This is a genomic window from Desulfoplanes sp. PS50, from assembly GCF_053851535.1.
The window spans coordinates 13733-37609 of record NZ_JBSPZA010000029.1 but is presented as its reverse complement, the minus strand read 5'-3'; the positions used below and the strand labels follow the sequence as shown (position 1 = coordinate 37609).

22 protein-coding genes are annotated in these 23877 nt (G+C 53.7%); 16 read left to right on the top strand and 6 right to left on the bottom strand.

Annotated elements, in window-relative coordinates; genetic code table 11:
• Positions 1-4: 4 nt before the first annotated feature.
• The 4 genes from hpt to ACTVJH_RS12525 all read right to left on the bottom strand — a co-directional run bounded on the left by hpt (position 5) and on the right by ACTVJH_RS12525 (position 4061).
• Positions 5-526 carry a hypoxanthine phosphoribosyltransferase gene (hpt, locus tag ACTVJH_RS12540; protein WP_455991280.1) on the bottom strand — a complete coding sequence of 174 codons (522 nt, stop codon included), beginning with the start codon at positions 524-526 and terminating at the stop codon, positions 5-7.
• 76 nt (positions 527-602) lie between these two features.
• Positions 603-1079: an N-acetyltransferase gene (locus tag ACTVJH_RS12535; protein ID WP_455991278.1), complete on the bottom strand. Its 477-nt coding sequence runs from the start codon at positions 1077-1079 to the stop codon at positions 603-605.
• 40 nt (positions 1080-1119) lie between these two features.
• Positions 1120-1611, bottom strand: coding sequence for a TlpA family protein disulfide reductase (locus ACTVJH_RS12530; protein WP_455991276.1), 492 nt, complete (start codon positions 1609-1611; stop codon positions 1120-1122).
• Positions 1612-1637: 26 nt separating this feature from the next.
• Positions 1638-4061 carry a homocysteine S-methyltransferase family protein gene (locus tag ACTVJH_RS12525; RefSeq protein ID WP_455991274.1) on the bottom strand — a complete coding sequence of 808 codons (2424 nt, stop codon included), beginning with the start codon at positions 4059-4061 and terminating at the stop codon, positions 1638-1640.
• A 397-nt stretch (positions 4062-4458) separates the two neighbouring features.
• Here ACTVJH_RS12525 and ACTVJH_RS12520 point away from each other — a divergent pair, with 397 nt between their 5' ends.
• From ACTVJH_RS12520 to ACTVJH_RS12450, 15 genes are all read left to right on the top strand, one after another.
• Positions 4459-5427: a sigma-70 family RNA polymerase sigma factor gene (locus tag ACTVJH_RS12520; RefSeq protein ID WP_455991272.1), complete on the top strand. Its 969-nt coding sequence runs from the start codon at positions 4459-4461 to the stop codon at positions 5425-5427.
• The gene (locus ACTVJH_RS12515) at positions 5417-6208 is read left to right on the top strand and encodes a hypothetical protein (RefSeq protein WP_455991270.1); all 792 of its coding nucleotides are present in this window, start codon (positions 5417-5419) and stop codon (positions 6206-6208) included. The genes ACTVJH_RS12520 and ACTVJH_RS12515 overlap by 11 nt, the downstream gene beginning before the upstream one ends.
• Before the next feature lie 10 nt (positions 6209-6218).
• Entirely contained in the window at positions 6219-7877 is a 1659-nt protein-coding gene (locus ACTVJH_RS12510; protein ID WP_455991268.1) for a tetratricopeptide repeat protein, read from the top strand.
• Complete coding sequence (locus tag ACTVJH_RS12505; RefSeq protein ID WP_455991266.1) at positions 7870-8736, top strand: hypothetical protein; 867 nt, start codon at positions 7870-7872, stop codon at positions 8734-8736. The genes ACTVJH_RS12510 and ACTVJH_RS12505 overlap by 8 nt, the downstream gene beginning before the upstream one ends.
• A gap of 66 nt (positions 8737-8802) precedes the next feature.
• A complete protein-coding gene (locus tag ACTVJH_RS12500; RefSeq protein WP_455991264.1) occupies positions 8803-9150 on the top strand; it encodes a hypothetical protein in 348 nt (115 codons plus the stop codon).
• A gap of 64 nt (positions 9151-9214) precedes the next feature.
• A complete protein-coding gene (gene rpiB, locus ACTVJH_RS12495) occupies positions 9215-9655 on the top strand; it encodes a ribose 5-phosphate isomerase B (protein WP_455991262.1) in 441 nt (146 codons plus the stop codon).
• A gap of 35 nt (positions 9656-9690) precedes the next feature.
• Positions 9691-11694, top strand: coding sequence for a transketolase (tkt, locus tag ACTVJH_RS12490; protein WP_455991260.1), 2004 nt, complete (start codon positions 9691-9693; stop codon positions 11692-11694).
• Between the two features lie 279 nt (positions 11695-11973).
• Positions 11974-12957: a class II fructose-bisphosphatase gene (gene glpX, locus ACTVJH_RS12485; RefSeq protein ID WP_455991258.1), complete on the top strand. Its 984-nt coding sequence runs from the start codon at positions 11974-11976 to the stop codon at positions 12955-12957.
• 258 nt (positions 12958-13215) lie between these two features.
• Positions 13216-13878, top strand: a complete 663-nt coding sequence (locus tag ACTVJH_RS12480; RefSeq protein ID WP_455991256.1) for an adenine phosphoribosyltransferase — start codon at positions 13216-13218, stop codon at positions 13876-13878.
• Between the two features lie 131 nt (positions 13879-14009).
• Positions 14010-15536 (top strand): ABC transporter ATP-binding protein, encoded by a 1527-nt coding sequence (locus tag ACTVJH_RS12475; protein WP_455991254.1) that lies wholly within the window; start codon positions 14010-14012, stop codon positions 15534-15536.
• An 11-nt stretch (positions 15537-15547) separates the two neighbouring features.
• Entirely contained in the window at positions 15548-16837 is a 1290-nt protein-coding gene (locus tag ACTVJH_RS12470) for a DUF401 family protein (RefSeq protein ID WP_455991252.1), read from the top strand.
• A gap of 496 nt (positions 16838-17333) precedes the next feature.
• The gene (locus tag ACTVJH_RS12465) at positions 17334-17996 is read left to right on the top strand and encodes a DUF5752 family protein (protein WP_455991250.1); all 663 of its coding nucleotides are present in this window, start codon (positions 17334-17336) and stop codon (positions 17994-17996) included.
• Positions 17993-19225, top strand: coding sequence for a glycosyltransferase (locus ACTVJH_RS12460; protein WP_455991248.1), 1233 nt, complete (start codon positions 17993-17995; stop codon positions 19223-19225). The genes ACTVJH_RS12465 and ACTVJH_RS12460 overlap by 4 nt, the downstream gene beginning before the upstream one ends.
• Entirely contained in the window at positions 19222-20028 is an 807-nt protein-coding gene (gene otsB / locus ACTVJH_RS12455) for a trehalose-phosphatase (protein ID WP_455991246.1), read from the top strand. Before ACTVJH_RS12460 ends, otsB begins: the two co-directional genes overlap by 4 nt.
• Positions 20025-21530 carry an alpha,alpha-trehalose-phosphate synthase (UDP-forming) gene (locus tag ACTVJH_RS12450; protein ID WP_455991244.1) on the top strand — a complete coding sequence of 502 codons (1506 nt, stop codon included), beginning with the start codon at positions 20025-20027 and terminating at the stop codon, positions 21528-21530. The genes otsB and ACTVJH_RS12450 overlap by 4 nt, the downstream gene beginning before the upstream one ends.
• A 7-nt stretch (positions 21531-21537) precedes the next feature.
• On the opposite strand, the gene ACTVJH_RS12445 is transcribed toward ACTVJH_RS12450, so the two are convergent.
• Complete coding sequence (locus ACTVJH_RS12445) at positions 21538-22305, bottom strand: exodeoxyribonuclease III (protein WP_455991242.1); 768 nt, start codon at positions 22303-22305, stop codon at positions 21538-21540.
• 14 nt (positions 22306-22319) lie between these two features.
• Positions 22320-22991 (bottom strand): metallophosphoesterase, encoded by a 672-nt coding sequence (locus ACTVJH_RS12440; RefSeq protein WP_455991240.1) that lies wholly within the window; start codon positions 22989-22991, stop codon positions 22320-22322.
• Positions 22992-23168: 177 nt separating this feature from the next.
• On the opposite strand from ACTVJH_RS12440, the gene ACTVJH_RS12435 reads away from it, so the two are divergent.
• Entirely contained in the window at positions 23169-23741 is a 573-nt protein-coding gene (locus tag ACTVJH_RS12435) for a 5-formyltetrahydrofolate cyclo-ligase (protein WP_455991238.1), read from the top strand.
• Positions 23742-23877: the final 136 nt, after the last annotated feature.

Sequence of the window (23877 nt, the reverse complement as noted above, 5' to 3'; positions counted from 1 at the left end):
GGGGTCAATCGTCGAAAACCAATTCGTAAACCCCTTCCAGACCTCGATATTTTTCATCGTAGTCAAGCCCATATCCCACAATGAATCCCTTGTCCAAGGCGAAACCGGGAAAATCGACACGAACGTCCAGCTCCCTGCGCTCGCTTTTGTCAACCAGGGCGGCAATGGCGATGGATCGAGGACGTCGTGCCTCAAGAATTCTGGTCAGATACTGCATGGAGTGGCCGGTGTCCACGATATCCTCGACAATAAGAACATGCTTGTCCTGGATGGAAACCTCCATGTCCTTGGAAAAGATCATTTTTCCTTCCCGGGACGTTCCGCCCGCATAACTTGCCAAACGTACGAAATCCAATTCCGGATCGATCGTTAGACTGCGCATGAGATCGGCAAAAAAGACAAACGCGCCCTTGAGTACGCACACGCAGACCAGCGGCTCGTTGCCATAACGCCCGGAAATCTCCCTGCCCAATTCCTTGACCCGCTTGGCAATGACATCCTTGTCAAACACGACTTTTTTTTTCATCGATTCTCCATCACTACATCAAAAACATACCTGTTCAGGTCAAAATGACGGTACTGCAACAGTGTAAAATTCAAAATCAAAATGTCAGCTGCATGGCCACTTCGTTGCACTGATCCGGATACTTGGGGCAGTTGAGGCAATCCGCCCAGACCTTCTGGGGCAGGGTTGCGTGATCGACCAGACAAAAACCAAGCTTCTTGAAAAATTCCGGTTTGGCCGTCAGCGTAAAGACCCTGAACAGTCCAAAGGTCAGCGCCTCGCTCACGCAGGCCTCAACCAGCCGACGTCCCCATCCTTTTTTGCGCAACGACGGGGAGACCACCAGGGATCTGATCTCGGCAATATCATTCCAGGTTATGGCCAAAGCGCAGCAGCCCACGATAGCGCGATTGACATCGTCCTCGAGAACATAAAAATCACGGAGTCGGTTGTAGAGGTCGTTGAAGGATCGCGGCAGGACAATTCCCTCGCCCGTACCCACCTCCTTCATCAGCAGTTCATGAATCTGCTTGACATCTTTGACCATGGCCTTGCGCAAAATGATTTCTGCCATCCCTGTTGTCTCCACATCGGTTCCCATAGGCTGGATCCACCTAGTTCTGTTCTGCAAAAACATCTATGGTTCTGCGTATCTGCTCTGAAAGCATCAACCCCTTGTTGGTCCAGCCCTTTTTGCCGTTTTTTTTGTAGAACACAAGCGTGGGCAGGGCCACGATCTCCTTGAAACCGTAGCGATGTTTTTCAGGTACGCGGTAGATCTCATACTCGATGCCGGCCAATTTCAAGAATGTATCGAGCTGTCTGGTATCTTTATCAAAAGAGACTCCAATGACTCTGACTTCCTCACGAGGATAGGTCGCATGCACATCATTAAGCGCCGGAATTTCCTGACGACACGCCGAACACCAGGTCGCCCAATAGGAAACAATCGTAATCGCTCCCGCATTGGCCTTGATCATGGAGTCCAGATCCTGTCTGGACAGGGTCTTCACTTCCGAAGCCCAGGCCGGGGCCGAAAAGACTGCCGTCATCACAAGCGTTACAAACACCACCGCGGTCATAAGAACCTTTGTTTGTGTGGTCATATTCTTCTTGTCCCCTCTCTGAGAGTTCACGCTTTTGTTTCCTGCATGCAGAGCTGCTGCGCCAGCCTGACTGCGGAGACCGCATCCTCGGAATAGCCGTGTGCACCTATCCGTTTGGCAAAGGCCTCGGTGACAACCGCCCCGCCGATCATGACCTTGCAGTCAAGGTGTCTTTCTTTGAGCAGATCGACGGTATCCTGCATCCGGGTCATGGTTGTGGTCATGAGTGCCGAGAGCCCAACCAGCCTGGCTCCGCTCTCCTCAACGGCCTTGACGATGGTGGCGGCAGGCACATCCTTGCCCAGATCGATGACCTCGAACCCGTGATTACCAAGCATCAGGCAGACGATGTTCTTGCCGATATCATGGATATCCCCTTCCACCGTGGCCATGACGACCCGGGTCTTGGCCTTGGCACCGTCCTTTTCCAGGTAGGGCCGCAAGACATCAAATCCCTTTTGCATGGTCTCGGCGGATCGCAGCAATTGGGGGAGAAAAAATTCCCTGCGCTCGTATTTTTCCCCGACCACGGTGATACCGGGAATGAGTTCCTTGTTGACAACCTCAAAGGGATCGGCACCCTCCTCAACAGCCTGCAGGACCATCTTTTCAATGCGCTCCTTGTCCCCTGTGATCACGGCCCCTTCGATGGGACTCTTTCCCTCGCTGTCTGAATCGGTCTGCATATCCCGGGAAGACGCCACCACCTCTGCCCCGGGCTTCCAGTCGGAAAACTTCCGAATAAACGAAGCCGCCTGTGGATCACGCCCCAGAAGAACCTCGCTGGCGGCCAGGGTCTCCTGGATACGCCGGGAATTGGGATTGGCAATGCATGCCCCCATGCCCATGGCCATGCACATGGTCATGAAATGGGTATTGAGAAGCTCTCGGGCGGGGAGTCCAAAGGAAATATTTGAAAGTCCCATGACCGTGGTCAGTCCCAGAGACTCACGGCAGTAACGGATGACCTCGAGACAGGCTTTGGCGGCCATGGGCTTGGATGAGACCGTGAGAGCCAGGGCATCCACCAGGACAAGCCGCCTGGGTATGGACAATGAGTCGGCCTGATCGAGAAGTTCATCGATAATGGCGATCCGCTCGGCAGCCTGCACCGGCAGCTTCCCCGCCTTGAGGGGAAGAAGAATGAACGGCGCACCGTAATCCCGGCACAAAGGACCAAGCCGCTCCATCTTGCCGGGCTCACCGCTGATGGAATTGATCAGGGGCGAACCGGGATAGACGTTGAGCGCCTCGATGACGGCCCCTTCATCACTGGAGTCGATACACAGCGGGGTCTGCACCTGGGAAGAGAGTTCGCGTACCAGCAACGGTAAAAGCTCCTTCTCGTCGACCATGGGCGCACCCACGTTCACATCGAGAGCTCCAACACCCATTTGAACCTGCTCGCGTGCCAATTCCAGGGCTCGGGAAATATTTCCGTCCTGCAATTGGGCGATAAGCTCTTTTTTACCGGTGGGATTGATGCGTTCGCCAATGATCTGAAAAGGGTATTCAAATCCCAGGGGCAGGGCGGAGGACCGGGAGGTCAGAACCACACAGGGGCGGCTGGATGGCTGTGAAATTTCAGGAACCAGTGACGCGGTAGCGGCCACAAGGGCCCGGATGTGATCGGGAGTTGTTCCGCAGCACCCTCCCACGCATTGAACCCCTGCGCGGACAAATTCCCGGGTCTGATCGGCAAAATCCTCGGGGGCGAGACGAAAAACGGTTTCTCCATCCACCAGCTCCGGAAGTCCGGCATTGGGTTCCACCAAAAGCGGGGTCTGTGTCCCCTCGAGCATCTCCCGAGCGACAACGAGCAATCCTTCGGGACCGGCACTGCAATTGGTGGCCACGATATCAACGCCCATGTTTTCGACGCTGTCCCGAAAGACCCCGGGGCTCGTTCCGGTCAGACTGATCCCGTTTTCAAAGGTCATGGAAATGCCCACGGGAAGATCGCAGACGTTGCGGGCTGCGACCACAACCGCCCGGGCCTCGGCCAGGTCAAAATGGGTCTCACCGAGGATGAGATCGACACCGCCCTGAACCAGCCCGCGAATCTGCTCTTCAAAGGCCTGGACCAGCTCCCGGAAGGTCACATCCCCAAGGGGCTCGATCATCCTGCCCGTCGGACCGACACTTCCGGCCACAAACCCCTTGTCGCCCACGGCCTTGCGTGCAAGGGAGGCCCCGATGCGGTTCATTTCCTGGCAGTCGATCTCAGCTCCCAGCTTGAACCGGGTTCCACCAAAGGTGTTCGTGGTCACCACATGGGCCCCGGCCTGAAAATATTCCCGATGAATCTGTTCAACGGTTTCCGGACATCGCAGACAAAAATGCTCGGGAGATTCACCCGGCCCAAGTCCCCTGGCCTGAAGCAGCGTGCCCATGCCCCCATCGAAAATGATGGTCTTGCCGGAACTAAGAAATGTTCTCAACGATCTCAAGTCATGCTCCTTGAAAGAATTCCAAACGACCAACCCGTTTACCGGGGTCACGAACATACCTTGCAAGCAGGTCCCTCTCAGGCTGGATCAGGGATCTCCCAAACCATGTCGAAAACGATGATATCCTCTCGTATCGCCCCGAGCAGACAGTACCAATCACGAGCAGAAACACAAACGATCTGCCTCTAAGGCACCCCAAAGGACACCCATGGGGATCCTCTGGGAATGAAAAAAGCCGGTCTTTTTCTTTCAACCGGCTTGCCACCTTCATTTGCGTCTAAACCGCTTACTGAAAAAGATTGAAAAGGACAAATAAAAAATATATGTTGATTTTTTGATTTTTTATGATGCACAGCGCATCCCCCCTTTGCTTTGCTCCCAAAAACATCACGATATAATGACTGAAAAAACACCTACCGATCCCTCTTTAGACACAAAAAATCAGCAAACCAAAAACGGTGAGGACGACACTTTTACCCTGATTCCCGCTCCAAGCAACAGTCTGGCGACCATTGACCCTCTGAGACTGTATTTTCAGGAGATCAAGAAGTTCCCCCCCTTGGAGCCGGGAGAAGAATTCGATCTGGCTCGAAAAATCCGGGATGAAAATGACCAGGAAGCCGCGTTTCGGCTGACTTCGGCCAATTTGCGTCTTGTGGTCAAAATCGCCCTGGATTTCCAGAGGCGATGGATGAAAAACGTGCTCGATCTCATCCAGGAGGGCAATGTCGGGCTCATGAAGGCGGTACAGAAATTCGATCCTGAAAAGGGGATCAAATTTTCCTATTACGCTGCCTTCTGGATCAAGGCCTATATCCTGAAATTCATCATGGACAATTGGCGAATGGTCAAGATCGGAACCACCCAGGCCCAGCGCAAGCTCTTCTACAATCTGGGAAAGGAGCGCAATCGTCTCGAGGCGCTGGGATATACCCCCGACACCAGCCAGATATCCAAAAACCTTCAGGTCTCAGAAGACGAGGTCGTGGAAATGGGCCAACGCCTCGGCCAGAAGGATCTCTCACTGGACATGAGCGTGGGCGGGGACGACTCGAGCTTCACGCCCATGGATTTCATTCCGGCTGAGTCCACGAGTATTGAAACAGACATGGCCGATGGAGAGATAAGCGATCTTCTCCGAGACAAGATCAAGGGAATCATTCCGGATCTCAACGACAAGGAAAGGGACATTCTCTACGATAGACTTCTGGCTGAAAAACCATTGACCCTTCGTGAAATCGGTGAAAAGTACGGGATTACCCGAGAACGGGTCCGCCAAATCGAGGCCAGATTGCTCAAGAAACTCAAGGAGCATCTTTCGCAGGAAATCACGGATTTTTCCGAGGAATGGATCAGTGACCGATAGTACCCTGGACGAACTCAGTTCCGAAGCCACCAACCAGGCCTCGGACTGCCGGATGGGCTTTTACCTGGATTTTAAAAAATACCATGACATCAGCAAGACCTTTTTCTTTACCAATTCTCTTGTAGGACGCTGCAAAAAGGATGTGCTCCCCTATCTTGAACAGAATCAGGATCATGGGATAGAGCATGGGAAAAAAGTGGCCATCGATGCGGGAACCCTGATTCTTGTTGAAGGACGGGGATGGGATCCAAAACAGATCAAACAATGGTCTCTATTGGCCCAGCTCGCAGGGCTCATGCATGATATGTATGCCCCAACACCTGATCACGCCAGGCAGGGAGCGGCTACGGCACGGCAGATTTTGTCCGGGTATCCGCTTCTGGATGTTGAAAAAGAGGCTGTTGTCTTTGCCATAGAGCATCATGAAAATCGTTTTGAAGATTGTAATACGTTGCCACCGGTATATCAGTGGGTACGTAACGCCCTTCATGATGCGGATAAATTCCGATGGAGCCTGGACCATCTGCGATCATTTTTCTTTGACACCAATCCAGAAAAAAAACACTGGACGATCCAAGACATGTGGCTTCATCTTCCCGGTGACATTACAAGTAATCTTTCCAGTGCCTTGACCTTCAAAACCGGAATCGGTCAGCGCTATGGTCCCCAATTCGTCCATGCGGGTCTTGCCATCCGAGAACACCTGCATCAGCATCTTTGTGACCAGATCGTCCCGGAAAAACCCAGGCCGCATCCCTCCCATCCTGATCACTCCCTATAGCGATCCGACAATGACGATACTTCGCATACCTATCTTTTTGGCAATAGCCCTTCTTGCATGCTCGCTGCCCAGTTGCAGCAGTCATCACGCCCCCCCCCGAGAGCCCGTTTCATGGGATCTTTCCCCAAAAGCCCAGGCCACTTTTTCCTATCTCAAATTTCAGGAGCTCAAACAAAAGGGAAACGTTGAGGAGGCGATCCAGGCCCTGAGCCAGGCCCTGGACATTCTTGCCACACCCTATCTCTATCTCGAAAAAGCTGAACTTCTTTGGCAATCCAAGGAATTCGGCGAGGCACGTGAGACGCTCAAGACCGGGATCAAGCGCTTTCCCGATGCCCCCGGACTTTATGTCTCTCTGGCCAAGACCTATGAAGCGGTTCAGCGGTGGGACGACGCAGGCCTCACCCTGGAAGATTACCTGCGCCTTCATCCTGACAACTGGGACATGGTCCGGGAAGTGGGGGCACTGCTTATCAAACAAAATGAATTCGCCCGGGCCCTGGACAAACTGCAGGCTATCCCGGAAGCGTCGCGAGACGAAAACACATGGTATCTGATCGGCAAGTCAGCCGCCAACATCGGCCTGCAGGAGCGTGCCATTCAGGCATTGACTACAGCCCTTGCCAAGGATCCCCATTTTTTTCGGGCCAAAGCGGAACTGGGATATCTCTACGAGCGGGACAAACAATATGTCGAGGCATTAAAGATCTATGAGGATCTGGCAACCCAGGGAGAACCGAACACCCACCTTCTTTTGACCATGATCAGGCTCCATCTAAAACTCAATGCGCCGGACAAGGCCTTTGGGCTGACCAAGCAGCGTCCCGATGACATGGAGTTTCAGATCGATGCGGCCAACCTGTTCCTGAATCAACAATTTCACTCCTACGCAGCAGGAATTCTCGAACCCCTGGCGGAAAATGACAACTTCCCTTCCAAGGGATGGTTCACTCTGGCACTGCTCGCCTATGAAGGCCAGGACTCACCACAAAAAGCAGCCGCCTATCTATCCCGTATCCCGGAAAGCGATCCCTATTTCGAGCGGGGACTTCTTTTCAGGACCGATCTTTTCTACGGACAGGGAAATATCGAGAAGGCGTTGGAACTTGCAGATCAAGGCATGAAAAAATTTCCCGACCAACCCAGATTCCTGCTCATCAAGGCCTCCCTGCTCAAGGAAAAAGGGTCATGGCAAAAAGCCGCTGAACTTCTGGATACGGGGCATGTTTCCTGGCCCGAAAATATCGATATTCTCTTCAGTCTTGGCGTACTCTGGGACGATCAGGGCGACAAATCCAAGGCAATGGAATACATGGAGAAAATCATTGTCATCAATCCAGATTATCCCGAAGCCCTCAACTATCTCGGATATTCCCTGGCTGAATTGGAACAGAATCTCGACCGGGCGCTTGTGCTGGTGAACAACGCTCTCAAACAAGATCCCGACAACGGATATTACATGGATTCCCTGGCCTGGGTTCTTTTCAAACAGGGCCAACTGAACAAGGCCTGGGAGGCTATTAGCCAGGCTGTCAAACTGGCCGACAACGATCCGACCATCTGGGAACACTATGCCATCATAGCTGACGCCCTGGGTAAAGAAGACCAGGCCCGAAAAGGTAGATCCCAGGCGGAAAAACTTCACGAGCCGCACCCCTCCAATGACTGACAGCACATGGTTTCGTTTCCTGACCGTTCCCCTGCGAAAACAGGTGCGGTCTTCTTTTTTTCCTCCCTATATTCCCGGCTGGGGACTTCTTTTTCTGTTTCTTTTTCTTGTATCTCTGACTGCCTGCGCGCCCAGATTGCAACCAGGGGCACCCGAGATCGCGTCCTATTGGACGGTTTTCAAACGTCAGCAAAAAACCCTCAAGCCGCTTGATAATTTCTCCATCAAAACCAGCATCAACTACTCCTCCAAGGAACACAAACACCGGATGATCATGCGTCTGTTCGGACGTCTCGACTATCCCATTCGCATGGATCTCGAGGCGGGGATAGGCCGAACCATCTCCATGTGGCGGGAAGAAACCGATATCTGGCAGGCCTATTTTCCCGGGGAGAAAAAAATGTACACGGCCTCGGATGCCAGATTCGGGGTGCAGAGTCTGGGGTTTCCCTGCCCGTTTTCCCTGCGCGAACTCTCCCTGGTCCTGCAGGGAAAACTCGTGACCATCCTCCCGGACCAGCCTGTTCGAGAACAACTTCAGGATACGGGAAGCAGGATTTTCTTTGCCCAGCCCACCCGTATAGAATCGATCCATGTCGATCAGTTGGGACGCGTTCTCGAACTGATTGGAAGCAAGGGGTGGAAGGTCGTTTTTGACTACCAGGATGCATCTTTGTATAGTCACAAAATTTCCATGATCATGGATGATACGACCCGTGCTATCATTCGGGTCAAATCCACCGGGCCGGGCCATTTTACGACCGACCTTGCCATCGAACTTCCCGATGGTACCGAAACTATCAATATCGATACCTTCTCCCCTGTCCGAACCAATGAAACAAACGCAACCACCTTATGACTTCCGGACAAACCATCCCGGTAGGTGACGCTGTTTTAGCAACCAGCAACTCAAACGAGGTTCTCTATGGATGCCGACTCCAAAAATTTTCAGGAACAATCTTTTTTCAAGGCCTTGTGGAACAATCTGCTTAACGGCTGGAAGGTCATCTTCAGTGAATTCAAGTGGCTGTTTATCAAAATGTTCAGACGCTGGGAGATCAAACAATTGCGCAAGCGGCTGAACGAAGAATACCTTTCTCTGGGCAAGGTCTATGCATACTTTGTGGAAGAGGAAAAATCGCTTCATCCCGAAGATACCGAGGCCGAAATTCCCTTGAAGCAGATTTCTTTTCTCAAGGAAGAAATCGATCATATGGAGCAGGATTTGCAAAAATCCCGCAGTGAGTACGTCAAACGTCGCAGTGAAAGCTGATTCTTTCGCGTCGTAGCATATATGCTGTAACCGTCTATCCTTTAAACCATTCTTTGAGGAGATCATGAGTACCTCCCCCGTCATCATAGGTTCCGACCATGCCGGTTTTCCCCTGAAACAGGAAATCGCTGCCTACCTCGAAAACAAGGGATATGCTGTCCAGGATGTGGGAACCCACTCTCTGGACAGCTGCGACTATCCCGTTTATGCGCAGGCCCTCTGCAAAGAGGTCGTGGGCCAGAAGACACTCGGCATCCTGATCTGCGGATCAGGTGTGGGCATGTCCATGGCCGCCAACAAGATGGCCGGAATCCGTGCGGCCCTGTGTACCAATGAATACCTGGCCCGCATGACCCGCAGACACAACGATGCCAATGTCCTCTGCATGGGAGGCCGGATCACCGGCATCGACCTGGCCAAGGCCATTGTGGACGCATTTTTGGACAACAGCTTCGAGGGAGGTCGGCATCAACGCAGGATCGACCTCATGGAACCAACCATTTAATCGCTTGAACCAATATCAAGGCAAGGACCATTCTCATGAGTACGACCCCACAGACCGGGCAGCAAATGGATATGTACAGCGTGAACGTGATCAAGGGATTGATCATGGATGCAACCAGAAAAGCCAACTCCGGGCATCCGGGCGGCGCCATGTCCTCGGCTGACTTTGCATATATCCTCTTCAAGGAATTTTTAAATTTCGATCCTGAAAATCCCCATTGGTGGAACAGGGACCGGTTCGTTCTGTCCGCTGGCCACGAATCCATGCTTCTTTACAGCCTGCTGACCATGAACGGCTATCTGTCCATCGAGGATCTCAAGGCATTCCGTCAATTCGAGAGTAAAACCCCAGGCCATCCCGAACACGATCAGACCCCCGGGGTCGAGGCGACCACCGGCCCTCTTGGTCAGGGATTTGCCATGGCCGGCGGCATGGCCGCTGCCGAGACCTTTCTGCGACACAAACTCGGCCAGGACATAACCAACCACTTCACCTATGTGCTTGTTTCCGACGGGGACCTGCAGGAACCCCTGTCCCTTGGAAGTGCCGCCCTTTTCGGCCAGTGGGGACTCGGCAGGCTCATTGCCTATTATGACAGTAACAAGATCCAGCTGGCCGGTCCGACCGATCGGGCCGATTGTTCGGATACACGGAAGCTTTTCGAGAGCATGTGCTGGCAGGTCATCGAGATCGATGGTCATGATCACGAGGCCATCCGCTCGGCCCTCAAGGAGGCCAGAGCGGCAACGGATCAGCCGACCCTGATCATTGGTCATACAACAATGGCCAAGGGAAGCGCCACTCTGGAAGGAAGCGAAACAACCCATGGTTCGCCCATGTCCCCCGAAGAGATCGCAGCGACCAAGAAACAGCTCGGTCTTCCCGAAGACCGGTCTTTTTTTCTGCCTGACGAGGTGCTCACCCACTACAGGCAGCGGTTTGCCTTCTTGTCAGATCTTTCTGACCAGTGGTCCGAGGCATTGGCACACAAACAGTCCCAGGATGCATCCTTTGCCTCTTTGTGGGAAAATATCCACAAACCCGCCGCCCAGCGGGAGATCACCTGGCCTGATTTCGAACCTGGAACCGATCTGGCCACCCGCAAGGCCTTTGGTGCCTGTTTGAACGGACTTATCGATCAGTTCCCCAATCTTATGGGTGGCTCAGCGGATCTGGATCCGTCCAATCAAACCGTACATTTCAGAGAGACAACGGGCATCTTTGGGAAGGACAACCCGTTGGGACGCAATTTCAGCTTTGGTGTCCGGGAATTTCCCATGGGCGTCATCTTAAATGGTATCGCCCTGCACGGCGGGATCATCCCCTTTGGAGCGACCTTTCTGGTCTTTTCCGATTATGAACGTAACGCCCTGCGCATGTCCGCCCTGCAGAAACTGCCCGTCATCCACGTATTCACCCATGATTCTTTTTTTGTGGGCGAGGACGGTCCGACCCATCAGCCTGTTGAACATATAAGCTCCCTGCGGCTTATCCCCAATCTGCTGACCCTGCGCCCCGGTGATGCCTTCGAGAGCGCAGCCTGTTTCGACATCGCCATGAAACAGGAAACCCGGCCCAGCGTCCTCGTCTTCACCCGGCAGGGCCTTCCGGTCATGGACCCGACCACCCATCCCCAGATCAAGGAAGACGTTGTCAAAGGCGGATATATTCTGGAAGATCCACAAGATGGCCAACCCGAAATCATCCTGGTTGCCAGCGGATCGGAGGTTCATCTGGCCCTTGGCGCTGCCCGGGCACTTCCCGAGGCCAAAATCCGCGTTGTCTCCATGCCCTGCATGGAGCTCTTTGACGAACAGGACGCTGCCTACAAGGAAAAGGTTCTGCCCAACAACGTGCGCAAACGATTGGCCGTCGAAGCCGGCAGCCCGGACATCTGGTACAAATACGTCGGCCTGGACGGTCACGTCATCGGCATGAACCACTTCGGCGCCTCGGCCCCGGCAAATATACTCAAGGAAACCTACGGCTTCACCGTGGAAAATGTCATCAAGCGGATTAACGAAACGTTTTTGAAATAATTGGTTTTAGGTGTTAGGTTTTAAGTTTTAGGAAAAGACAGGGAACCAGCGAAATAGTTTCTGCACTCCGAGTATGCGAAAGGGTAAGGGGTAAGGAAAAAACCGAGGTCTGAGATCCGATAAAGACGAAAAACGACCTCGGATCACGGACCTCGGGTCCTTTTGTGTGCGCGTGTCGAGTTCTGAAACCTAATCACCTAAAGCCTAACACCTAAAACCGTCTTTCCAATCTCAAAAATTTCTAAAATTTCTTCTATCTCTACATCTCGAGGAACTGTCATGGAAGCACCCCAACGCAATCTGGCCATGGATCTTGTCCGGGTGACCGAGTCAGCGGCTCTGGCCTCGGCCAGGTGGCTGGGCAAAGGCAACAAGGAAGAGGGTGACGGTGCGGCTGTTGATGCCATGCGTTTGTCATTTGATTCCGTGGACGTCGACGGCACGGTGATCATCGGTGAAGGCGAAAAGGATGAGGCCCCGGCCCTGTATAACGGTGAGCGACTTGGGACCGGCAAGGGTGCCCGGGTCGATATTGCCGTTGATCCGGTGGAAGGAACCAATCTTCTGGCCTTTGGCCGACCCAACGCCATTGCGGTTATCGGTGTCGCCCCTGCAGGATCCATGTACGATCCGGGTCCGAGTTATTACATGAGAAAGCTGGTTGTACCCTCAGCCGCCCGCGACGTGGTCGATCTCGAGGCCCCGGTAAAGGACAATCTCACAGAGGCGGCCAAGGCCCTGGGTAAGGACGTCAACGATCTGGTGGTTTTTGTTCTGGACAAGCCCCGTCACAAAAAGCTGATTGCCTCCATCCGCGAGGCCGGTGCCAGAATTCAGCTACACACGGACGGCGACGTTGCCGGGGCCCTCATGGCGGTGGATCCCACCAGTGAGGTGGACATCATGATGGGCACCGGGGGAACACCCGAAGGCGTTCTCGCTGCCTGCGCCATCAAGGCCCTGGGAGGCCAGATCCTGGCACGGCTCGATCCCCAGCTGGACAAGGAAAAAAAGGCCCTCAAGAAAAGCGGCCACGATCTGACCCAGATTCTCGACGTGGATACCCTGGTTGCCAGTGAAGACGTCTTTTTCGCGGCCACAGGGATTTCCGGGGGCACCTTTCTCGCCGGCGTCCAATACACCGGCCAGGGTGCGTCCACGACATCCCTGGTTCTCCGTGGCAAGACCGGCACTGTCCGCCGGGTCCAGTCCTGGCATAAATGGGACAAGCTGATGCGTTTTAGCTCCATCAAGTATGACTAATGCGGCCAAGCCGCAGTTTTAGGTTTTAGGTTTTAAGTTTTAAGTTCAATCGGTTATAAAATTTTCTTGTTTTTTATGGCAGACTTTCACGAGTAAGGTACTAACAAAAGTGCACAGTGCGCAGCAGGCAGTGCGCAGAGACGGCACCATCATACACAAGAGAACAGGGCCAAAGACAAAAAAGATTTGGGCTCAATACGTTAATAAAACGAGTCTCCACTTTTTCACAGCGCACTTTTACAACCCAAGGAAACTCTCATGATCGACATCCTCGGATCGCTTGAATCGGGCGATAAATATTCCCTGCATGTGGATGGACTGGAGTATCCCATCGAGCTTCCCTATGTGTTCATCGACAAGGAAGAGGGACGGTTCAAGGTGGCTTCGTTCAATCTTGTGGGTCAGACACGGCTGAACCGGGATATGGGACAACTTTTGGCCCAAAAAATCACCTCGATCATTCCCGATCTGACCGGCGTTGCCGTGCTGACCGTTGTTGAAAAGGCCCTCCAGCTCAGTCAGGTGGTCTCCGAAGAACTGGACATGGAGGCAGTAGCTGTGGCCTACAATCGGATCAAACCACACATGGAGGCAGCCCGTCGTCCGGTCATTCAGGTGGCAGTGGACAATATCGCCACATCTGAAAAAAGCGGTTTTCTGTATATCTACGAACGGGACATGAACCTGCTCGCCCAGGCAAGTCGGGGCATCATCATCATCGACGATGTAGTCAGCACCGGAAGCACCATCGCGGCCCTGGACAGCCTGGTTGAGGAAACCGCTCACCTGGCCGGACTGCAGAGGGTACCGGAGATTCTCGGTGTCTTTTGCGTGGCCCAGGAGGGTGAATCCAATCCCTACATCACCACCCCGGTCCACTCCCTGGCCCGCCTTCCCCAGCCTGAAAGAACCAAAGGATAAAAACTGTTTTAGGTGTTAGGTTTTAGGTGGTAAGTGGAAGGACTCGACATCAGCAATCTCTTTTCCTGCACACTTTCTCCTTGGAACTTACAACCTAAAACTTAACACCTAACACCTAAAACCGCCCCCCCATGAACAGCCCCGACGCCCCGGTCCTTCAGCTCAAAAATATTACCAAACGCTTCGGTAATCTTGTAGCCAACAACAAGATTACCCTGGACATCCATGCCGGGAAGATCCACGCCCTGCTGGGCGAAAATGGAGCGGGCAAGAGTACGCTCATGTCGGTCCTTTCGGGCCGGTATCAGCCGGATGAAGGCGAAATCGTACTCAACAACGAGACCGTCCGGTTCTCCTCCCCCTCCCAGGCCCTGGGACGGGGGATCGGCATGGTCTATCAGCGGTTCATGCTCATTGAACCCCTGAGTGTCGTCGAAAATATCGTCCTGGGCACCCCTTCAGCCACCCCGATTCTCGACTTAAAGGGCGCTGCCGCCCGCATCCGCGAACTCTCTGACCAGTACGGGCTGGTCGTCGATCCCATGGCCCGGGTGGGCGACCTCTCCATGGGAGAACGGCAGCGGGTCGAAATCCTCAAACTGCTTTTCCGTAACGCCGAAATTCTCATCTTTGACGAGCCCACGGCCATCCTGACCCCATCGGAAATCGCCCTCTTCTTCAAGACACTCAAAAAACTTGCCAGATCCGGCCACCCCATTGTCTTTATCACCCACAAACTCGACGAGGTTATGCAGCTGGCCGATCAAATAAGCATCATGCGCCGGGGCAGGATGATCACCCACATCCTGCCGGAGCAGGTCCGCAGCAAGCGTGAACTGGCAAGACTCATGGTCGGCCGTGAAATCGTACTCAAAGTGGATAAAGAGAATATTGCCCCCGAAGCTCCCGTACTCTCGGCAAAGGGACTCAAGGGGATCAATGAGGAAGGAAGAATAGTTTTTGAAGAGATCGATCTGGAAATCCGAAAAGGGGAAATCCTGGCGATAACCGGTGTGGCAGGGAATGGTCAGGAAGCGCTCATAGCTGCCCTGACCGGGCTTGCTCCTTTCAGCGAGGGAAGCATCTGCTGGCAGGAGACAAATTATACCCATCTGACATGGAGACGGGCAAACAAAACCGACCTGGCCTATATTCCCGAAGACCGGCATACGACCGGAACCATTGCCAGCCTCGATCTGACCGAAAACTACATGCTCACTCGCATCGATGAATTTTCCAAAGGCCCTTTCCTGCAGGCCGACAAGGCCAGGGATCTGACTTCCAGGGCCCTTGAAACCTACAAGGTTCTCACTCCCAATGACATCGACTCCAAAGCGGGACATCTCTCCGGAGGCAACCTCCAAAAAATCATCCTTGCCCGTGAGCTGGGAAAAAATCCCCGCCTGATCATCGCCGAACAGCCTACCCAGGGGCTGGACATCGGAGCCACTGAAGAAGTCTGGCAGACCCTGATCGCCCAGCGGGAACACGCCGGCATTCTCCTGGTTTCCGGAGATCTCAAAGAAGTTCTCTCCCTGGCTGACCGCATCGCCGTCATGTTCCGGGGCCGAATTCTGGAAATCATCTCCTCAAACGACACGGACGGCATCTCCCGCATCGGCCTGCTCATGGCCGGAACCTCGGAAAAATCCTCATAGCCACACGGATCATGAACATTTTCATCCCATACGTCCCCTTTGCCAAGGTTCTGCTCGCCTTTGTCATCATGCTGGCGGGTATGCGCTTCAAACTTTCCCTGGGGCTGTCCATTCTAACAGGTGGAATCGCCCTGGGACTGGTGTTTGGAATCGGACCCCTGCCGATGGGACAGGCAGGAGCAAAAGCCCTCACAGGTGACAAATTTCTCTTTCTTGTGGCCATTGTGGCGCTGATCCTCATGCTCTCGGACGCATTGGAACGTTCCGGACAATCCAGACGGCTCATGGACGCCCTGTCCGGATATCTGACCAGCCCGAGACTGAGACTGATATTTTTTCCCGCCCTGATCGGTCTTCTGCCCATGCCCGGCGGGGCCGTATTTTCCGCGCCCATGATCGAGACCGTGTCCCAGGACATGGAGGTCTCAAACAGGGACAAGGCCCTGATCAACTATTGGTTCCGCCACATCTGGGAGCTCGGCTGGCCCCTGTATCCCGGGATCATCCTGACCGTGGCCCTGGCGGACATCCCCATCGCATCCCTGATCTCCCGCACCTGGCCGGCCATTTTGTTCATGTTCGCTTCGGGCTGGATCTTTTTCCTGCGACCGGGTGTCCTCAAAATAAACGTCCATCCGGAACCTGCCCGGGGCGCCCAACGCTCACCTTGCAAGGTACTTGTTCAGGGACTTCCGCTTCTAGTGGCCATTGCCGGTGCCGTGGGACTTGAAAGCCTGATCCCCCTTGTCGCACCCGGCGTGCCCTTTGAGCTGGGAGTGATCGCCGCGCTGGCCGCATCCGTTTTGTGCGTCATGATCCAGAACCGCCTTGGACGCACATTTCTGATTCAGGTCCTGACCAAAAAGAGCCTGCGCGACATGCTCCTGGTGGTCACATCGGTGTTCATCTTCAAGGAGATCATGGACGCCGCCCGCGTGGTCGACGCCATGGCACAGAGCGCAGGCGGAAATGCAGCCCTCTTTGCCGCCTCGGTCTTTCTCCCCTTTCTGGTCGGAGCCATCGCCGGAATCAACGTGGCCTTTGTCGGCTCCACCTTCCCACTTCTTCTGGGTCTTTTGACCACCCTGGGCATGCAGGACCAGACGATCCCCTATCTCGTCCTGGCATCTGTTGCCGGATTCACCGGGGTGATGATCTCCCCCATCCACATCTGCTTCATTCTCACCTGCCAATTCTTCCACACCGAGCTGGCCGCTACCTGGCGCAGACTCGTTCCCCCGTGTCTGCTGTTCGCATCTCTCGGAACCATGCTCTTTTTCTTTTTGCAATGGACCGCCTGATCCCCCATGCCCTTCTCTGTCTTTTCCCTTTGAGTCCTGAAAAAAAGTTGTCATTTTGGAGCTGAATTTTCATCCCTCGTCGTCATCCAGGCAAAGGCCGGGATGACGGATCACGTCCGGAATTTTACCGCCCCACCGCTTTTTTTTTGCCGTTACCTAAAAACCTAATGCGGCCAAGCCGCAGTTTTAGGTTTTAGGTTTTAAGTTTTAAGTTCAAGCGGTTATAAAATTTTCTTGTTTTTTATGGCAGACTTTCACGAGTAAGATACTAAAACCGCCGTTCTCCCGTACTTTTTCTTACATCAAGGGCACGGCACGCCGTGCCCCTACCCCTTCCTGACACTGGGGGCACTTGTCGTTACCTAAAACCTAACACCTAACACCTAAAACCGCCTTTCTTCCTCCCCATTTGCCAAATCTCTCCCATCCGTGCTAACAGATCAACCAATCAGCAGCAGCATCAGCAGCATCGCATCACATCTGTTCGGAGGAAAGCATGGAAGAACCATTTGTCATCAAGGATTGCGCCCTCATCCCCATTGCAACAGGGACCAGGGCTCAGGACCTGCGTGAATTCCGGGACCGGCTTGTTTCCACGTCCCTGTCCTGCATCTACTACCATTTCTGGGGTGGCCTGCTTCGGCCCTATTTTGACGAACCCGAGTACCAAAATGATTTTGCCGGGTGGGCCTGGCACGGATTACGAGACTCCATCCTTGCCGAACGACTGGCCCTGGTGGATCCGACCCAGTTCACCAGTCTGGAAGAACTCAGACAGGAGCTTGTCGATATCATCGAAGAACGCATGGACGAAAGCATTTTGGCAACCTGGATCAAGGCCAAAAACCCCTTTCACTTCACCCATGCCCAGATCGTGGTCTTTGATACCAACCGCCGCTTGAGCGATCCTGGGGAACTGACCAGGAGCATCGCGGACATGACCTCGGGAAGCATTTTCTATCATTTCATCGACGCACGCGGGAGAACCATCCACGGCAAAAATGACTTCACCGAATGGCTGTATCAATTTGGAAGCGCCAAAGACATCCTTGCCAACCGCCTGGCCAGTGTGGACCCCTATTTCACCACCCTGTCCGAACTACGCGCCGAATTGAGCGGCATCTGTGCCGAATGCGCCCAGCAGGAGGGATTGTCATGACCCTTCTCGAACAATACGCCCGTATCGTTGGTGACAATGTCATCGATCAGCTCCATCAGCTCGCTGAAAGTCTCAAGGGGTTGTCCATTGTCCATGTCAATTCGACCCGGGAAGGCGGCGGGGTCGCAGAGATCTTAAACCGTCTCATCCCGCTCAAAAAGGAACTCGGACTCGATGCCTCATGGGAAATCATCACCGGCCCGCCAGAATTCTATAATTGCACCAAACGATTCCACAATGGACTTCAGGGCAATCGGGTCGAGATGACCAAACAACTTCTGGCAGCCTATGAATCAACCAACATCAAGCGTGCCGGAGAATTGCAGGATATCCTGGAAAACGCGGACATTGTCTTTATTCACGATCCCCAGCCCGCTCCACTCTTAAACGCCCTGCCCAACCGCAAGGGCAAGTGGATCTGGCGCTGTCATATCGATGTCAGCCGTCCCTATCGTCCCCTGTGGAAATATCTGCGGCGCTTCGTAACCGGATACGATGCCTCCATCTGGTCGCTGGCCGCTTTTGCCCAGCCCCTGCCCCATCCCATGTATCTGGTACCGCCATCCATCGATCCTTTAAGTGACAAAAACCGGGATCTCAACTGGATGGAAAAGGAATCCGTGTATCAGGACTGGGGGATCGATCCCTCTCGCCCGGTGATCACCCAGATTTCGAGGTTCGACCGGTTCAAGGACCCGGTAGGGGTCATCCAGGCCTACCGACTGGTCAGGGAATACTATCCGGTCCAGCTGGTCCTGGCCGGTGGCGGGGCCTCGGACGATCCCGAGGGCAAGGAGGTTCTGGCCGAGGTGCTCGAGGCTGCTGGCGACGATCCGGACATCCACGTCCTTGAACTTCCACCGGATTCCAACGTGACCATCAATGCCCTGCAGCGCATCTCGGACATTGTTATCCAGAAATCGACCAAGGAAGGATTCGGCCTGACCGTGACCGAGGCCATGTGGAAAGGTAAACCGGTCATTGGCGGGGATACCGGAGGCATCAGGCTGCAGGTGATCAACTACCACACCGGATTTCTGGTCAATACACCGGAAGGAGCGGCCCTGCGTATCCGGTATCTGCTCAAGAATCGGGATAAACTGATTGAAATGGGGAACAAGGCCAGGGGATTTGTTCAGGAAAACTTCCTGCTCACCCGGCATTTGCGCGAATACCTGACCCTTATGTCGGCCGTACTGCACGGACTCGAGGAGCGCATCGAATTATGAGCGAGAAAAACGTACCCCTGAACCAGGCATTCTGGAACCAGGTGCGGTCATCACGCCACCCGGCACTCGGTCTGGACTATGACGGGACCCTGGCGCCCTTTCATGTCGATCCGTTACAGGCCCATCCCTTACCGGGTATTCCTGAGATACTCAAAGAGATCGCCATGTTGACCCCGACACGGATCATCCTTGTCTCGGGCCGGCCCGTGAGCGAACTCCGGGCCATGATTCAGATCCCGGGCACTTACATCGGTTCTCACGGCATGGAGGTGCTCTCGCACAATAAAACGATCATTCGAGAAGAGATCACTGCCACGCAGGCCCAGGGAATCGAACGGGCCAAAACCCAGGCCAGGGAAATATCAGATAGAGGTCGATTGGAGGACAAACAAACCAGTGTGGCACTGCATGTGCGGGGAGAGGATGAAAAAACGGCCGACAAGCTGCTCGAGCAAATCCGCAACGCATGGTCCCTGTTGGCTGATCACCATAATCTGGAAATCCTGACCTTTAACGGCGGGATCGAACTGCGCACACCGGGCCGACACAAGGGGATCGCCCTGCTTGAATGTATCGATTCCCTGGACCCGCCTGCAGATCTGATCGTCTATATGGGGGATGATCTTACCGACGAAGACGTCTTCACCCGTCTGCCGCCGCAGGGACTTGGAATCAAAGTGGGAAGAGATAATCGGCCCACCATGGCCGACGCGATCATCGAGGATTGTCAGGCAGTTCGTTTGACACTTCAAACCTGGCTGGAAATCACACACCAGGCAAAAAAACAGGAGTTACGAGCATGAACAACAGACGACGTATCGTGGTCGTCTCCAACAGACTCCCCATTGTCCTGGAAAAAGACGAACATGATGGCTGGAAAGCATCTCCAGGATCAGGAGGTCTGGTCACGGCCATGGGGCCTGTCTTCAGGGACCGGGGGGGGCTTTGGATCGGCTGGCTGGGCATTGCCAGTGATGATTTCACCACCCCGGACGAATTTACCCGGCTCCTGCAAAAGGAAACCGCTACGAGCGGGTTTGATCTCTATAGCGTGGATCTGACCAAAGAGGAGGTGGAAAGCTATTACGCGGGATTTTCAAACGAGATCATCTGGCCTCTGTTTCACGAATTCCCGGCCTTTTGCAGGTACGACCCTTCCTATTGGCAAAGCTACAAGGCAGTGAACGCCCATTTTGCCAAAACCATTGGTGAATACAGCAAACCATCAGATTACATCTGGGTACACGACTATCATCTCATGCTGGTGGCCCGGGAACTTCTTGATCAAAATATTGCGCGCACAACCGGTTTTTTTCTGCATATCCCCTTTCCGCCCCTGGACATCTTTCTCAAACTGCCCTGGCGTCTTGAGCTGCTCACAGCTCTGCTCGAATTCGATCTTATTGGATTTCAGACCGTTCGGGACATGCGCAATTTCAGGGACTGCGTATTCAATCTCATACCCGAGGCCAGGGAACAGGGGGAAGGCCATGTACGATCTTACACCATCAATGGCCGGGAGATCTGGGTGGGCTCCTTTCCCATCAGCATCGATTTCAAGACGTTTTCCCGGATAGCGCGCACTCAGGGACACAAAGCCCCAAATATTCCGGATAGACGCAAGGAAGATGAATACAAGATCATTCTCGGGGTCGATCGCCTCGATTATACCAAGGGCATCCCCTTGCGGCTTCGGGGCATCGCCCAGCTCCTGGAAAAGCATCCCGAGTATGCCCGAAAAATCATCTTTAAACAGATTTTAGTCCCCAGTCGCCAGGACGTTGGATCCTACGACCAGCTCAAACAGGAAATCGATCAGCTTGTGGGCGAGATAAACGGCAGGTTCAGTCAAAACGGCTGGATACCCATCCACTATCTGTTTCAATCCCTGAGCCGGGAGGAACTCATCCGGCAATACATCCGCTCTGATGTTTGCCTGGTCACCCCTATAAAAGACGGGATGAATCTGGTCTGCAAGGAATACTGTGCCTGCAGGAACCAAAAGGACGGGGTGCTCGTTTTAAGCGAATTTGCCGGGGCGGCAGCCGAATTGAGCCACGGGGCCATCCTGGTCAACCCGTATGACGAGCACGGAGTGAGTGAAGCCCTGCACCAGGCATTGACCATGAACGCTTCCGAGCAATACGAACGCATGACGCTGTTGCGAAAGGCCATCAAAAAAAATGATATCTTCAATTGGGCCAACACCTTTTTGCATGCGGCCAAAACAGGCGATTTGAGTTCGTTTCCCAAAATCGGCCTTTTTGTCCCTGATTCCGAACCAACCGAGTCCGACGAAACCTGAGAATCACCTAGTCCAGATCCAGTTCCAAACCGATGGGACAATGATCCGAACCCATGACCTGCGGCTCGATCCAGGCATTTTTGACCTTGTCCTGCAATTCTTCGGATACGAAAAAATAATCGATCCGCCATCCGGCGTTATTTTTGCGGGCGTTGAACCGGTAGGTCCACCAGGAATAGTGACCCGGTTCCTTGGTGAACATGCGGAAGGTGTCCACATAGCCGTGGTCGATGAACCGGTCGATCCAGGCCCGTTCACTGGGCAGGAACCCGGACCGTTTCTCGTTGGCCCTGGGATTTTTCAGGTCGATATCCGTGTGGGCGGTGTTGAAATCCCCGAACACGACGATGGGCTTGGTTTTCCTGAGTTCCTGGGCATAGGCGAGAAAGGCATCGTAATAGCCCATCTTGAAATCCAGGCGCTCGTCACTGGATTGACCATTGGGAAAATAGATATTGAACAGATAGAACTGCGGATATTCAAGCAGAATGAGCCGCCCTTCCCCCTGGAAACTGCCGTCCGGAAACCCGGTTTGTACAGAAAGAGGTGCGTTGCGATAAAAACAGGCTGTGCCGGAATACCCTTTCTTGATCTTTGAGGAATTCCAGATGGCCCCGTACCCCTCAGGCGATCGGTCAGCAGGGTCGAGCTGTTCTTCATGGGCCTTGGTCTCCTGGATACCGACCACATCCGCATCCGCCTGGGCAAACCAGTCCCAAAACCCTTTTTTGATTACCGCTCTGACCCCGTTCACGTTCCACGAATAGATTTTCATTGATCTCCCATTGGTTATTGTACCTGTTCCAGCCTGACCCGGATGGAGCTGTCGTCCTTCGTAAGGACCACATATCCGCCTGATGCGAAATCGCCCGGATTGACGATCACGGTTCTGCCGATCCGGTCCGTCCCCCTGGATTCATGAATATGACCGGTGATGCACACATCGGGCTGAACCTTCTCGATGAACTCCCTTACAGCCCGGCTGCCCACATGGGCCCCGGATCCAATGCGATCCGTTTTCGTATCCACGGGAGGATTGTGCGACATAAGAATCAGGTGATCATACTCCCCGCACCCGGCATAGGCTGTATCCAGCCACTCTCTGAAAACATCTTCCCCTTGTTCGGACGGTGTATGAAAAGGAGTTGTCAGGGAATACCCGAGCCCGATCAAAGTGACACCAGAACCCAGATCCACGGCTCGTGCATGGGTGTTTATCTGCTGTTCCGTAAAAAACACATCCACATCGGCCAAATCCATATTCCCGATCTGGGCAAGTACCCGGGGATTGTATGAGCGTATTTTCTCGATGATCCTCCCGGCTTTTCTTCTGTCTCCACAATTGGTAAGATCCCCTGAAACAAGGACATGCTCCGCCTTGCCAAGGTCAGGAATCCTGGAAAGATGTGTCAGGTTTTCATGTATGTCGCCAAGGGCGATCCATAGTTTCTCAGTGGCCATAGCGCCGCTCCTTTTTTGCAATTTCATACAGCTTGCAGCATTATCCGGCTCTCGCATATTCGAGGCGCACAGAGGGCAGTCTCCTGCAGCAAACACGTCGGTCATGTGCGGCTTGTCCATACCGAGGCGCTTGTAAAAGACTTCGCCCGCAACCAGCAGATCACTACGTTACTTACCATGGACAAATCAACCATCCGTTCCACCCTTCTTGCACGCCGCAGGGCCATGGCCAGGGATGCCAAGGTCCGGGCCAATAAACGGATCAGAGAGCGTATTACCGGACTTGACGCCTGGAAAAAGGCCGCCACCCTGATGCTCTATCTTCCGGTCAACGATGAAGTGGACACCTGGCCGTTGTTTGACGACTGCCTGAACCGAAAATGCCGGGTGCTTCTGCCCTGCTGCCGCAAGGACGAACCCGGATGCATGGACTTTTACTCTGTCGGCAGCAACAAACAACTGATCCAGGGTTCGTACAATATCCCGGAACCAGACAGAAACCAATGTACGTTCATGGACGATCCCAAGGCGGAGATCATCCTTGTCCCTGGAGTGGGATTTGACCGCCAGGGGCACCGCATCGGCTATGGAGGCGGCTACTACGACCGCTTTCTAGCCGACCATCCCTTGGATGACGCCCTGGTCATCGGCCTGGCATTTTCCTGTCAGATTATGGACCATTTGCCGCATGATCCGTGGGATCAACGAGTCGATGTTATTGTTACGGAAGATGAGATGATCCGGATTTAAGGATAGAAGATGAAAAGAACGAAAAACGAAGAACGGAGACGGGAGGCGGGAGACCGGAGACACGGGTTTTGTCGACTCTTGAAATAAAGTTCTCACTTTGTGAATTGAATTTTCTCTTTTTGCCGCCATCTTCGAA